General features: G+C 72.8%; 10 protein-coding genes. 7 read left to right on the top strand and 3 right to left on the bottom strand.

Annotated features, from left to right (window positions below; all coding sequences use genetic code 11):
- Positions 1-78: 78 nt before the first annotated feature.
- Both ACMCNK_RS07805 and ACMCNK_RS07800 read right to left on the bottom strand, forming a co-directional pair.
- Complete coding sequence (locus ACMCNK_RS07805) at positions 79-1,134, bottom strand: BMP family lipoprotein (RefSeq protein ID WP_412735715.1); 1,056 nt, start codon at positions 1,132-1,134, stop codon at positions 79-81.
- An 11-nt stretch (positions 1,135-1,145) separates the two neighbouring features.
- A complete protein-coding gene (locus tag ACMCNK_RS07800) occupies positions 1,146-2,750 on the bottom strand; it encodes a methyl-accepting chemotaxis protein (protein WP_412735714.1) in 1,605 nt (534 codons plus the stop codon).
- 177 nt (positions 2,751-2,927) lie between these two features.
- Here ACMCNK_RS07800 and ACMCNK_RS07795 point away from each other — a divergent pair, with 177 nt between their 5' ends.
- The 4 genes from ACMCNK_RS07795 (at position 2,928) to ACMCNK_RS07780 (ending at position 10,341) form a co-directional block, all read left to right on the top strand.
- Positions 2,928-3,503, top strand: a complete 576-nt coding sequence (locus ACMCNK_RS07795) for an HD domain-containing protein (RefSeq protein WP_412735713.1) — start codon at positions 2,928-2,930, stop codon at positions 3,501-3,503.
- Positions 3,504-3,549: 46 nt separating this feature from the next.
- Entirely contained in the window at positions 3,550-4,203 is a 654-nt protein-coding gene (locus ACMCNK_RS07790; RefSeq protein ID WP_412735712.1) for a hypothetical protein, read from the top strand.
- Positions 4,204-4,262: 59 nt separating this feature from the next.
- Positions 4,263-6,509: a putative bifunctional diguanylate cyclase/phosphodiesterase gene (locus ACMCNK_RS07785; protein ID WP_412735711.1), complete on the top strand. Its 2,247-nt coding sequence runs from the start codon at positions 4,263-4,265 to the stop codon at positions 6,507-6,509.
- Positions 6,510-6,606: 97 nt separating this feature from the next.
- Positions 6,607-10,341, top strand: coding sequence for a hypothetical protein (locus ACMCNK_RS07780; protein WP_412735710.1), 3,735 nt, complete (start codon positions 6,607-6,609; stop codon positions 10,339-10,341).
- An 8-nt stretch (positions 10,342-10,349) separates the two neighbouring features.
- Here the strand turns inward: ACMCNK_RS07780 and ACMCNK_RS07775 are convergent, their stop codons facing one another.
- Complete coding sequence (locus ACMCNK_RS07775) at positions 10,350-11,087, bottom strand: YqjF family protein (protein ID WP_412735709.1); 738 nt, start codon at positions 11,085-11,087, stop codon at positions 10,350-10,352.
- 133 nt (positions 11,088-11,220) lie between these two features.
- Between ACMCNK_RS07775 and ACMCNK_RS07770 the strand changes: the two genes are divergently transcribed.
- The 3 genes from ACMCNK_RS07770 to ACMCNK_RS07760 are packed head-to-tail and all read left to right on the top strand — an operon-like array spanning position 11,221 to position 13,268.
- On the top strand, positions 11,221-11,868 hold the full coding sequence (locus tag ACMCNK_RS07770; protein WP_412740779.1) for an HAD family hydrolase: 648 nt from the start codon (positions 11,221-11,223) through the stop codon (positions 11,866-11,868).
- Between the two features lie 60 nt (positions 11,869-11,928).
- Positions 11,929-12,417, top strand: a complete 489-nt coding sequence (locus tag ACMCNK_RS07765) for a DUF1778 domain-containing protein (RefSeq protein WP_412735708.1) — start codon at positions 11,929-11,931, stop codon at positions 12,415-12,417.
- A 29-nt stretch (positions 12,418-12,446) separates the two neighbouring features.
- Positions 12,447-13,268: a DUF4097 family beta strand repeat-containing protein gene (locus ACMCNK_RS07760; protein WP_412735707.1), complete on the top strand. Its 822-nt coding sequence runs from the start codon at positions 12,447-12,449 to the stop codon at positions 13,266-13,268.
- Positions 13,269-13,298: the final 30 nt, after the last annotated feature.

The raw sequence follows: 13,298 nt of genomic DNA, 5'->3' as shown, positions 1-13,298 counted from the left end.
AGCCGCATAGGCGTCCATTGCCAACTTGGCAAGAGTCAAGCCTCCACACTGGACAGCGTGGAGGCTTGACCTGCGAAATCACGGCTTGGTGGGCGCCACGATCTTTCCGTCGTACAGCTGCTGGCGCAGCCGCTCCAGCTCGGGCTGCAGCGGGGCGATCTCGGCCTGGTTGGACGTCGCGTACCCGATGCCGTCGGTCTTCAGGTCGAAGCGGCGGACCCCGCCCGCGCGGTCGCCCTTGATGAACGCCTGGATCTCCTGGAAGACCGCGTTGTCGACGCGCTTGAGCATCGAGGTCAGCACCCGCGGCTGCACGGCCGGGTCGGCGCTGGCGTACTGGTCGGAGTCGACGCCGACGAATGCGGCGTTGTCCGTCGCCCCCACCGCCTGCAGCGCGCCCGAACCGGAACCGCCCGCGGCCGCGTAGATCACGTCGGCGTCGGCCTTCAGCATGTCGGCGGCGACCTGCTTCGCCTTGTCGGGCACGCCGAAGCCGCTGAAGTCCGGCGGGGCGCTCAGGTACTGCACCTGCACCTTGATCTTGGGGTTGACGTGCTTGGCGCCGGCGGTGAAGCCGGCCTCGAACTTCTGCAGCAGCGGGATCTGGACCCCGCCGATGTAGCCCACCACGCCGGTGTGCGACTTCAGCGCCGCGGCCGCACCGACCAGGAAGGATCCCTGCTCCTCCGCGAAGACCAGGGACACCACGTTGTTGGCGGCGATCGAGTCGTCGTCGATGATCGCGAACGTCGTCTCCGGGTGGTCGGCGGCGACCTTCTTGAGCGCGTTGACGTACTGGAAACCGACCGCGAAGACCGGGTTGTTGCCGGACTCGACCAGCTTGTTCAGCGTGGCGATGCGCACGCCGTCATCGCTCTTGGCCGGAGCCGTCTCGGTCACCTCGATCTCGAGCTCCTTCTTGGCCCGGTCGAGGCCGACACCGGCCATGTCGTTGAAGCTCTTGTCGCCGCGTCCGCCGACGTCGAACGCCATGCCCACCTTGATGTGCTCGGCGCCCAGCCCGGCGAGCGCGGCCGCGGCGGCGTCGGCGGGCGGTGCCGCGGGCGTCCGGCCGCATCCGGCCAGGGTCATTGCGGCCGCAGCGGTCACGGCCAGCAGCATTCTCGTACGCATGTCTCGCCCTCTCAGTACCGGAACTGGCCGACGGCTTCGCGCAGCTGACGCGACATGCGGGTCAGCTCGGCGGCGGCGGCCCGCGAACGGGCCACGTCGTCGCTGGCCGCGCTCGCCGCGGCGGCAACCGCGGCGATGTTGTCCGCGATCTGCGTGCTGCCCCCGGCCGCCTCGGCGACACCGCGGTTCATCTCGTTGGTGGTCGCGGTCTGCTCCTCGACCGCGCTCGCGATCGTGGTCTGGTAGCCGCTGATCCGGCCGATGACCTCGCCGATGCCGGAGATCGCGGTGGCGGCTGCGGCGCTGTCGTTCTGGATGTCCTGCACCAGCCGGCCGATGTCCTCGGTCGCCTTCGCGGTCTCCTGGGCCAGCTCCTTGACCTCGCCCGCCACGACCGCGAAGCCCTTGCCGAGCTCGCCGGCCCGGGCCGCCTCGATGGTGGCGTTGAGCGCGAGCAGGTTGGTCTGTTCCGCGATCGCGGTGATCAGCTGCACCACGTCGCCGATGCGGGCCGAGGAGGCGCCGAGGCTGGCGACCGTGCTGTTGGCGACGCCGGCCGCGGTCACGGCCTCGGTGGCGACCGCGGCGGCCTGCGAGGCGCTTTCGGCGATGTCGCGGATCGCCGAGCCCATCTCCTCCGCGCCCAGCGCGACCGTGTTGACGTTCGCGCTGACCTCCTGCGAGGCGCCGGCCACGATCCGGGCCTGGGTGGAGGTCTCGGCGATGTTGGTGGCGAAGGTCTCCGCGACCTCGTCCATCGCGGCCGAGGTCCGGTCCAGAACCTCCGCCTGCACGGCCACGTCGGCGACCACGCGGCGGATCGAGTCCAGCGCCTCGTCGAGCGTGGCGGCCATCTGGGCGGGCTCGTCGGTGCCGTCCCGCGGCAGCTCCACCTTCAGCTCACCGCCAGCGACCTTGCGCAGTGCATCGCGCGTCGCCACCACCGGCTTGGTGATGCTGCGGGTCACGGTCGCCGCCAGCAGGCAGCCCAGCAGCAGCGCGAGCAGGCTGCCGACCAGGATGATCTGCTTCGCGGTGTCGGCCGATGCGGCCGACTCCGCGACCGCGCGTTCGCTGCGCTGGTCGACCGACTCCACCAACTTCTGCGTGGTGGTCATGATCCGGTAGTACGTGTTCCAGCTGTCGTTCTGGGCGAGCTGGTCGCCCTTGCGCACCGCCGCCGGTGTGCCCGGCCGGTACGCCGCCACGACCTGATCGTTGACGTCGAAGTAGGCCGAGGTCTCCTTCTGCACCTTGGCGAACAGCGCCTGCTCGGCCGCGTTCATGTCGCTGCGGTGCACGGTCTTCAGGTACGCCTGGAAGCGGTCCCGCTCGCGCACCCACGCGCGGTAGTTGACCGAGTCGCCCCCGAACGCCCGGGCGGCGCCGAGGCGGTGGATGTCCGCGACGTACGCGCTCTGCCAGCCGTTGATGCTGGCGGCGTAGAAGCGGATCTCCTTCGCCTCGCTCGTGAGCACCTGCAGGGCGCGCACCTCCGCGGCGGTGGCCTTCTGGTTGCGGATCGCGCTGTATGAGACCGCTGACACCACCCCGAGTAGGGCGAGCACGGCGACGAACGCGGCAGCGAGCCGCGTCCCGATCCTGACTCTGCGCATGATCTTCCTTCGATCTTCCGGTGGCACGCTGTTCATCGGGCGCGGGCGTGACGACATGACGAAATGCGGGACTTCTCGCAGGTCGCCGCGCTCGGCCCCCCTCGGCGGGCCGGGATTCAGCAGGTGGTCATCCTCGCGTCGTCCGCCGTTCACCACCGTTTTGCACCATTCCGAGTCATGGACTTCGCCGGGATGCCGCTGGCCCACGTCGCGCAGCAGACCGCGTACGCGCTGCTCGGGGGCATGGGCGCCCGGTGGCGGCACAGCCGCGGGGTGGCGTACCGGGCGGCCGAGCTCGCCGGGCCGCTGGGCGTCGACACGGACCTGCTGGTCGCGGCGGCCTGGCTGCACGACATCGGGTACGCGCCACCGGCGGTCGTCTCCGGCTTCCACCCGCTGGACGGTGCGGGCTACCTGGCCGCCCGGCGCTGGCCGCCGCGCGTGGCGGGGCTGGTCGCCAACCACTCCGGGGCGGTGTTCGTGGCGGCGGCGCGCGGGCTGGACGATGCGCTCGCCGCGTTCCCCGACGAGGGCGGCGTGGTGGCCGACGCCCTGACGTACGCCGACCAGACCATCGGGCCCGGCGGGGAGCGGGTCACCCCGCAGGACCGGCGTGCCGAGATGCTGCGCCGGCACGGATCGGTGTCGTGGAACGCCCGGGTGGATCACGTGCGGTGGCCGTACCTGAAGGCGGTCGCGGAGCGCGTCGAGGACCGCCTCGCCGCTGAGCTGGGAGCGGCACTGCCGGTCTGACGCGTGAACCCGTGCGCTGCCGGCGGACGGCTCGCAGACTGGCCGTATGCGTCCCGGTCTGGCGTTTCGCGCCGCGACCGCCGCGTACGTGGCGGCCGTCGGGATGCTCGCGGCGGCCGGCCAGGGCCTCGCGGCCGCGCTGGTGTTCCCGGTCGGCCTGCTGTACGGCCCGGCCGACGGGTGGCTCACCGGCGCGCATGCGGCCCTGGCGCCCGCCCGGGTCGCGGTGCTGTGCCTGTTCGCGATCGCCAACGCGCACCTGCTGCGCCTGCTGCTGCGGCTGCTGCCCGCGGACCCGGCTGAGCGGGGCGTGCCACGGCGTCTGGCCCGCGCCCTGGTCGGCTCGGGGGTGCCGGTGACCGCGGCGGTGCACGGGGGCGGGCTTGTCCGCACCCCGGCCGGGCAGGTGCGCCGGCAGCGCAGCCTGGACCTGGGGGACCTGCCGCTGTCGTATCCGCAGCTGGTGGCGGTGTACCGGGGGATGTGGCGCCGTGCGGGCCTGCGGGTCCAGGAACAGGCAGACCCTCCGGCCGTGCGGGCGCTCGACCCCCAGGGATACGAGTACGTCATCGAGCCGGGTCCGCCCGGCGCGGCGGTGCTGCGCGTGTCGGGTCCGGTCCGGCGGTTCCAGAGGCTGACCCGCGCGATGGTGGTGGCGGCCGTCCCAGCGTTGGGCATCATAGTGTGGCGGCTGCTCTGAGTGCCCGCTCACGCCTGCCTCGACTCAGCCGGGCCCGGAATGCATCCGATTAGTCAGGCGTGAAGCTCAAGCCGCTCGCGGACGACTACGACGTCGAGTTCTGGGCGCGCCAGATCCGGATCTGTGCCTGGGTCGCTGTCGGGATCACGCTGCTGGCCGCCATGCGGATGGCGGTCGCGTGGGAGCCCGGCATGCGGTGGTGGGCCGTGCCGATGGGGTTCGCCGCCTTGGTGCAGGCGGCCGCGACCCGGCTGCCCTGGTCCCGGATCGTGCGGCTGCGGCACGCCCGCGAGGCGCTGCTGACCTGGTTCCTCGCCGAGCTGGTGGTCATCTTCGGGTTCGAAATCGTCGACAACACTGGCCGGATCCGGTACATCCCGGCGGTCATGCTGGTGGTCACGGCCGCCGCGGCCCTGTATCCGCCGCGGTGGGTGATCGGGGTCGGTGTCGTCGCGCTGGCCGGCTTCTTCGCCCTGGTGCCGACGCAGTCCGGCGTCGACGTCTCGTTCACCGCGGGCATGGCCGCGATGCTCGCCTGCGTGGTGGGCCTGTGTGCCCTGACCGCGGCCAGCCGCAGCCGCCTCGACGAGCGGCGGCGCGCCGCGGAACGGCGAGTCGAGCTGCTGCTGGAGAACTCGTCCGACGCGCTGCTGGCCATCGACCCCGCCGGGCGGCTGCGCTACGTCAGCCCGTCCGCGCGCACCCTGTTCGGCCACGACCAGCCGTGGAGCACCGACGGCAACCTCGGCGCCCTCGTGCACCCCGACGACCTGGTGCTCTCGCGCGAATGGCTCACCGCCCTGGCCGCCACCCCGGTCGGGCGTACCAGCCGTATCGAGGCGCGGCTGCGGTGCGCGGACGAGGCGTGGCTGTACGCCGACATCATCGGCACCAACCGCCTCCAGGACCCCGACCTGGGCGCGCTCGTGCTCAGCATCCGCGACATCGGCGCACGCCGTTCGCTGGAGGAGGAACTGACCCGCCAGGCGTTCCGCGACTCGCTGACCGGGCTGGCCAACCGGGCACTGTTCCGCGACCGGCTGGAGCACGCCGCGGCCCGGGCCCGGCGCGGCGGGGAGCACGTCACGCTGCTGCTCATCGACCTCGACAACTTCAAGATGGTCAACGACACCCTCGGGCACAGCGCCGGCGACGAACTGCTCGTCACGGTGGCGGAGCGGCTGCGCACCCAGGTACGGCCGTCCGACACGCTCGCCCGCCTCGGCGGCGACGAGTTCGCGCTGCTGGTCGAAGGCGTCGCCGAGCGCGAGGCGGTGGACCTGGCCGAGCGCATTCTGGACACCGTACGGGCGCCCGTGCCGCTGGCCGGACGCGACATCGTGTGCACGATGAGCGTCGGCGTCGCCACCGCCGACCCGGGGGACGGCCCCGCCGACACCGACGAGTTGCTGCGCAACGCGGACCTGGCGATGTACGCCTCCAAGCGCAACGGCCGCGACCGGTACGCCGTGTTCGACCCGGCCATGTACGCCGACGTGCTGCGCGAGGCCCGCGTCCGGTCCGAACTGGAACGCGCGGTCGCCGAGGAGCAGTTCTTCGTCCTGTACCAGCCGATCGTGGACATGCCCAGTGGCCGCCCCACCGGAGTCGAGGCGCTGGTCCGCTGGCGGCACCCCACCGACGGGGTGCTGGGCCCGGACACGTTCATCCCGTACGCGGAGGAGTCCGGCCTGATCGTGCCGCTGGGCCGGTGGGTGCTGCAGCAGGCGTGCGACCAGCTCGCCCGGTGGCGCCGGGACCTGCCCGCGGCGCGGCAGATGCACGTCAGCGTCAACCTGTCGGCGCGGCAGTTCCAGAACCCGCACCTGGTCGACGAGGTGGCCGAGGCGGTGACGCGTTCGGGTATCGAGCCGTCCGGCCTGGTCCTGGAGATCACCGAGACCACCCTGCTGCACGACTCCGAGGCCGTGCTGGAGGCCCTGAACGGCCTGCGCCGTCTCGGCGTACGGGTGGCCGTCGACGACTTCGGCAGCGGGTACTCGTCGCTGGGCTACCTGCGGCGCTTCCCGGTCGACATCCTGAAGATCGACCGTTCGTTCGTGCAGGGCGACCAGGCGGGTACCGAGTCCGCCACCCTCACCGAGGCGGTCATCGGCATCGGCCGGGCGCTGCGGCTGCAGACGGTCGCCGAGGGCGTCGAGACCAGCGCCCAGTGGACGACGCTGCGGGAACTGGGCTGCGATCTCGGGCAGGGCTTCTACTTCGCCCGCCCGTCGGAGGCCGAGGCGATCGGCCGGCTGCTCGCCGGGGACCTGCCGTCGGTCGCGCTGGTCGACGCCGGCTGACCCTGGGTCGCGCTCGTCGAGGCCAGCTGATCAGTCTCAGGAAATCCTCAAGCCCGCCGCGCCGACGGCGATGGGTCTCGCCGTGGCAGATCGGATCATGAGCGGGTTCCGGCGGTTCGCCGTCAGCGGGCTTGCGGCCGCACTGGTCGCCGCCATGGCACCCGGTACGGTCCTGGCGGCGGCCGCGGGCGAGGTGCCCGTGACCGCCGTGGTGACGGACGTCGTGGTCGACTCGGCGCCCGGTGCTCCGCCGGTCGAGGAGCACCTGACCACGCTGACGATGGCCGGAACCACCGTGCGGGTGGACGAGCCCGCGCTCGCCGACCTGCCGACCGGGACGACGGTCTCGGTCACCGTCGAGGGTGCGCGGACCGCGGCGCAAGCGGTCGCCGCCCTGTCCGCGGACCCGACCGCGGTGGTCAGCAGTCAGGCGGTCGCCGCCGCGGTACCGGCGAGCATCGCCGGGGCGCACGACACCCGGCTCGTACCGCTGACGTGGGGCACGTACGCGGGCACAACCCGCACCGACTGGCGCACCCAGGTCGAAACCGCCTGGGCCACGTGGGACAAGCTGTCCCACAGCGCCATCCGCGGTGGCTCCGTGACCGTCGAGCCGGTCCTGGCCATCGCGGACCCCGGCGGCTGCAACACCTCGCAGATCGTCACGTCCGTCCGGACGGCGCTCGGCCTGCCCGCGACCGGCGACCTGCACAGCCACCTCGTGATGGTGCTGCCCGAGGGCAACCCGTGCGACGGCGCCGGCTGGGCCGGACTGGGCAGCATCCACGGAAGCAACGTGTGGCTGCCCGACGATCTCGTCGGCGACGTTCCCAGCGCCGTGCTGGCCCACGAGTTCGGGCACAATCTCGGCCTCGACCACGCGAACTATCCCGTGGAGCAGTGCGCGTACAACTGGGTCTGCCCCCAGGGCGAATACGCGGATGGCGGGGAGGTGATGGGTAGCACCCGCTCACCAGAAACCCTCAACGCCGTCCACGCGGCGCAGCTCGGACTGCTGGGCGACGCCGACGTCTCCACGGTCGGCGGACCCGGCACGTACACGCTGGCGCCGAGCGCGGCGGCTTCCGGCCGCCGCGCACTCAAGATCGCGACGAGCGTTTCCTCGTACTTCCTGGAGTACCGGCCGGACGATGCGTCGTGGTACTCCGAGCACGGGTGGCGCGGCCTGCTGGCCCACACGGGTGGCGAGGCATCCACATTGGTGGACACCACGCCCGGTCCGGCCCGCAACCAGTACGACTCCCAGCCGGGCATGCCCGTCGGCGGGGTGTGGCGGGTGCCGTACTCCAGCCTCGCCGTGCGCCTCGTGTCGGCCACCGCGTCGGCGGCGACCGTCCAGATCACCGACTCCGGCAGCGACGTGACCCCGCCCAAGCCGCCGATCACGCCCGTGGTCAGCCCGGCGCCCGTCGCGGGGTACCTGGGCCGCGGGGACTACACGCTGTCGTGGAGCCGCCCGGTCAGCGGCGAGGCCGACGTCGCCGGTTACCGGATCGTCGCGCGCACCGGCGAGGGCACGGACGTGTGGATCACCACGCCGACCGGGGTGACCAGCGCCAAGCTGCCGTCCGCGGTATTCGGCTCCACCATGACGGACAGCTCGGCGCAGCTCAACATGTACGCCGTGGACGCTGCCGGCAACCTCAGCGAGCCCAACCCGCTGAGCCTGTCGCGCGACGCCACCGGCCCGGACAAGCCGACCAACGTGACGGCCCGGCAGAGCGGGCTCACCACGACGGTCACCTGGGACGCGGCGACCGACTACCGCTCCGGCGTCGACCACTACGAGGTAAAGGTCGACGGCACAGTGGCGGTGGCGAACGTCCCGGCCGGGCCCGGGCCGCTGTCCGTGAGCGTGCCGACCCCGCTCACCAACGCGACGCACGGATTCGGCGTCACCGCGATCGACAAGGTCGGGAACGCGGGTGGCACCACGACGGCCGGGCTGTGGACGAACCTGTCCGCCCCGCCGAAGCCGATCGTGACCGCGCCGGGCATCACGATGACCTCCCGCACCGCAACGATGTCCTGGACCCAGGCATCCCCGGACCTCGTCACCGGGTACGCGCTCAAGGTGGACGGTGTCACCGTGGCCAATCCGGGCGTGAGCGCACGGTCGTACCCGCTGACGCTCACGGAGGGCAGCCACAAGCTTCGGCTCGAGGCGAGCAACGTCGCCGGCACCTCCGTGGCGGAGCTGACGGTCACCGTGGACACCACCGCGCCGACCGCGCCGACGATCACCGGCCCCGGGGCGGCCGTGCAGCTCACCGGCACACCCAACCTGACCTGGACCCAGCCGAACGCGGGCCGCGTCACCGGGTACGAGGTGACCGTCGACGGCACCGCCGCACCCGCCCCGGCCGCCGGGGCCACCATCTGGCCGCTGAACCTTGCCGACGGCACCCATTCCGTGAAGCTGACCGCGGTGGGTCCGAACGGACGCGCCACGGCGAGCACCGTCGTGGTCGTCGACACCGCAGCCCCGGCGGCGCCCGTGATCACCGGTCCGGGCCTCGACTACGTGCGGTACAGCGACATATTCGTGTCCTGGACACAGCCGAGCCCGCACCGGATCACGAAATACGAACTGAGCCTCGACGGGGTGGTCATCGCCACGCCGTCGCCGTCCAGCACGTGGCGGAAGCTGGACCTGTCCGACGGGGTGCACACGATCGCGCTGACCGCGATCGGCCCGAACGGCCGTGCCACCGCAACGACCACACTCGACGTGGACACCGCCGTCCCGGAACCCGCGGTGATCACCCCGCTGGCCGACATCCAGCACACCCGTGTCGTCACGGTGTCCTGGGACCAGCCGCATCCGCTCCGGGTCGAGAAGTACGACATCTACGTCAACGGCAACTGGACCGACACCGCGGCGGGCACCGCGCGGTCCATCCCGCTGGAACTGCCCGACGGGGAGAACGCCGTCACGCTGGTCGCATCCGCCTTCAACGGGACGAGCGAGGCACAGACCACGGTGACCGTGGACGCGCCGCCTGCCCCCGAGGCACCGGAGCTCACCGGCCCGGACGGCGGCATCACCACCCGGCCCTCGACCACCGTCACCTGGACCCAGCCGGACGGCGACGGGCCGCTCGACGAATACCGCGTGTACGTGGACGGCGAGCTGGCCGGCACGCTCGCGGCCACGGAACGGTCCTGGACGCCCGAGCTCGCCGACGGACCGCACACGCTGGCCGTGCAGGCCAACGGCCCCGGCGGCCACACGGAACGGTACGTCTACCTGCACCGCGACACGACGCCGCCGAGGCTGGCGACGGCCACGTCGTACCCGGCGGTGCAGGAGGTCTCCCAGACGTTCACGCTCACCTGGCCTGCCGCGACCGATCAGGAGACCGGCACCGGCCTGGCGTCGTACACGGTCGTCGTGGACGGTCGCATCGTGGCCTTCACGACCTCGACCGCGACGGTGCTCAGCCTCCCGCTCGGGCGTCACACCGTCGAGATCCGGGCGACGGACCTGGCCGGCAATGTCGCGACGTTGCTGACCCGGGTCGTCGCCAGCGTCACGGGCCCGCGGATCACCGGTCCGGCCATGAAGGTCACCGGGGCGCGCAAGGGCGGCTACACGCCGGTGCGCATCACCGCGTCGGCGGCGCCCACGTCATCGGCCCGGGTGGTCAAACTGGTGCTCAAGGCCGGTACCAAGCTGCTCTACAGCGGCCCGCGCAGCAGTGTCGCCGTCAGCACCAAGCTGGCCAGCCGGAAACGGACCGCCCTCACGGTGACCGCGTACGATGCCGCCGGCCGGGTGACGACACGAACCGTGACCGTGACCGCGTAGCCGCGACCTCATCCGCCGGGCACGTCCGGCCCGCCGAAGACGACCGGCAGGCCGGGGGAGTGCAGCACGCTGACCGGCGGCCCGAGTGGATCCGGCAGGCCCGCCGCGCGGACCAGGCCGTCATCGAGGCGGAGCAGCTCGGCGCGGTGCAGCACCCAGGCCGGGTGCTCGTTGGGCAGGTGCAGGGTCCGGCCCCACGCGTGGGTGTGCAGCCCCCACCGGTCGGTCAGGAAATGCTCCAGTGGTGTCGGATCGGCGATCGGCGCCCCGACCCGGACGGACATGGCGTTGACCGCGGGCCGCGGGCCCGGGCAGAGGCGCCGGCTGGTGTAGTGCCGCACGTCGCCCTCGCGGACCAGCCGCATCCGCGACCACATGTACGGAAGCCGCAGCAGCACCCGCGCGACCAGCACCGGCACCAGCCGGGCCGCCTCCAGCGACCGGAACACCACGGCCCGCCGCCCGTGCCGGTCCACGCTGTACAGCCGCACGTTCGTCTCGCAGAACGTGCCGAAGTACGGCACCCCCGGGCCGCGCAGCGGACCCACCCCGACCATCCGGAAGCCGATCAGCCCGACGTACGTCATCCCGTCGAGGGTGTCCGGCACGGTGCCCGCGGGCAGCAGCGGCGCCACCACCTCCGGCGTCACCGCCCAGTGCAGGAACGTCAGGTCGTGCCAGCGCTGCGACAGCCACGGGCGGCGCACCGGCCGTACGGTCAGCGGGGTCACGTCCTCGGCCGGCACGGCCCCATCATGCCCGTCCCGGCGGGCCCGCGACGTGTCCGGTGACACATCGCCGGGGCGCCTGTGGGATCGCAGAATGAGCCGCACCCCTGCACCCCTGGAGGCGACCCTGAGTACACGGCAACCGGCGGCGGTGCTGTTCGACATGGACGGCACCCTGGTCGACAGCGAGACGGTCTGGGACGTGGCGCTGACCGAACTGGCCCGGCTCGCGGGCGGCGAGCTGTCGCTGTCCGCGCGGCACGCGATGATCGGCACCAGCATGACGCGCACGATGCAACTGCTGCGCGACGACCTCGGCCAGCCCGGCCGAGACGAGGCGGCGGACGCGGCGTGGCTGACCGGCCGCGTGTTCGAGCTGTTCGCTCGCGGGCTGGTGTGGCGACCGGGCGCCGCGGAGCTGCTGCGCGCCGTCCGCGCCGCCGGGATGCCCACCGCGCTGGTCACCTCCACCGGGCGGCGGCTGGTCGAGGTCGCGCTCGACACGCTGGGGCGGGCGAACTTCGACGCGGTGGTCTGCGGCGACGAGGTGACCAGGCCGAAGCCGGACCCGGAGCCGTACCGGACGGCTGCCCGGCTGCTGGGGGTGCCCATCGCGGGATGCGTGGCGATCGAGGACTCGCCGACCGGGGTGGCCAGCGCGCTCGCGGCGGGCGCGGCCGTGCTCGCGGTGCCCGCGGAACTGGAGCTACCGCCGATCGGCGGGGTGCACCTGCGGGAGTCGCTGGAGGGCGTGGACCCGGCGTACCTCGCGACGTTGCTTCCGGCGGTGCGCGTCTGACGGCACGTTGACGTCAAATTGATGGTTGACTGACGTCATCCAAGGCGTCAGTATGGAGTCATGGATTTGACCCCGTACCTGGAGATGCTCCGGGCCGACCTCGCGGCCGCCGCCGCGCCCGGCGGGCCCGACACCCAGCGCGCCGCCGACATGCTCGGCTATGCGCTGGAGGCGTCCGCCCGGCTGGCCCTGCTGGAGGCGTTGTCCGATGCGGCCGCCGAGATCACCACCCGGCTGCACGGCGCCGGCGTCGAGGTGCGCCTGCGCGGCCGGGAGGCCGACCTCGTCGTCACCGAGGCCGCCGCCGAGCCCATGCCCGAGCCGCCGCTGCTGGACGGCGGCGACCTGGCCCGGCTGACCCTGCGCATGCCCGAGGCACTGAAGAACCACGTCGAGCAGGCCGCGGCCGCCGAGGGCATCTCGGTCAACGCGTGGCTGGTGCGCGCGGTCACCGCGGCCGCCACCCAGCCCGGCGCCCCTCCGCGCAGCGAGCGCTCCGGGCGTTCGGGCCGCAGCGGCAAGCGCATCACCGGTTTCGCCCAGGCCTGACCCCCACCATCACCCGAAGGAGCAGCACCATGCCCGAGTACGACTTCACCCACGACGGCCCCGTCGACATCCGGCTGGAGATGCACCGCGGCGCCGCAGAGCTCACCACCGCGCCGGGCGACGCCGTCCGCGTGCAGGTCACGCCGTACGACGACAGCGCCGCCGCCCACCAGGCCGCGGAGAACTTCCGGGTCGACTTCGACGGCAACCAGCTCGCGGTGCGCCCGTACGAGGACGGCGGGTGGCCGTGGCGGCGCTCCGCCAAGGTGCACGTGGTCATCCAGGTGCCGGCCGGCAGTTCACTGGCCGTCCGGACCGCCTCCGCCGACCTGCGTGCCCGCGGCGAGTACGCGGCGCTGCGCGCCGACCTCGCGTCAGGCGACGCGATCGTCGAGCGGGTCACCGGCGACGCCCAGGTCAAGGCCGCCAGCGGTGACGTCACGTTGGACCATGTCGGAGGAAGCCTGCACATCGGCAGCGCCTCCGGTGACCTGCGCGTCGGCGACGTCGCCGGTGACGTCATCGCGAACTCCGCCAGCGGTGACCTCACGATCCGCAGCGTCGGCGGCTCCCTGCAGGCCAAGACCGCGTCCGGCGACATCGAGCTGGGCCGGCTCGTCCGGGGCCAGGCGAACATCCACTCGGCCTCCGGCGACGTCACCGTCGGGGTGGCCCGCGGCACCGGGGTCTGGCTCGACCTCAACACCGCGTCCGGCTCCTCCACCAGCGACCTCGCGATGGGTGGCGCGGGCGAGGGGGGCCAGCAGGTCGGCCTCGAACTGCGCGTCCGAACGGCCAGCGGCGACATCGCCGTGCGCCGGGCCGCCGCCGACTCCGCCCGGGCCGCCTGATGCTGCCGCACGACCGCGCCAGCATCGAGA

Source organism: Krasilnikovia sp. MM14-A1259 (assembly GCF_047159535.1).
Classification (GTDB): Bacteria; Actinomycetota; Actinomycetes; order Mycobacteriales; family Micromonosporaceae; genus Actinoplanes.
Note: the sequence above shows the minus strand (reverse complement) of the source record. Positions and strands in the feature narration are given on the sequence as shown.

Coding starts and splice junctions, on each gene's coding strand:
- ACMCNK_RS07760 (WP_412735707.1), top strand. CDS start 12,447: ATGCCCGAGTACGACTTCACCCACGACGGCCCCGTCGACATCCGGCTG.
- ACMCNK_RS07795 (WP_412735713.1), top strand. CDS start 2,928: ATGGACTTCGCCGGGATGCCGCTGGCCCACGTCGCGCAGCAGACCGCG.
- ACMCNK_RS07800 (WP_412735714.1), bottom strand. CDS start 2,750: ATGCGCAGAGTCAGGATCGGGACGCGGCTCGCTGCCGCGTTCGTCGCC.
- ACMCNK_RS07780 (WP_412735710.1), top strand. CDS start 6,607: ATGAGCGGGTTCCGGCGGTTCGCCGTCAGCGGGCTTGCGGCCGCACTG.
- ACMCNK_RS07765 (WP_412735708.1), top strand. CDS start 11,929: ATGGATTTGACCCCGTACCTGGAGATGCTCCGGGCCGACCTCGCGGCC.
- ACMCNK_RS07790 (WP_412735712.1), top strand. CDS start 3,550: ATGCGTCCCGGTCTGGCGTTTCGCGCCGCGACCGCCGCGTACGTGGCG.
- ACMCNK_RS07805 (WP_412735715.1), bottom strand. CDS start 1,134: ATGCGTACGAGAATGCTGCTGGCCGTGACCGCTGCGGCCGCAATGACC.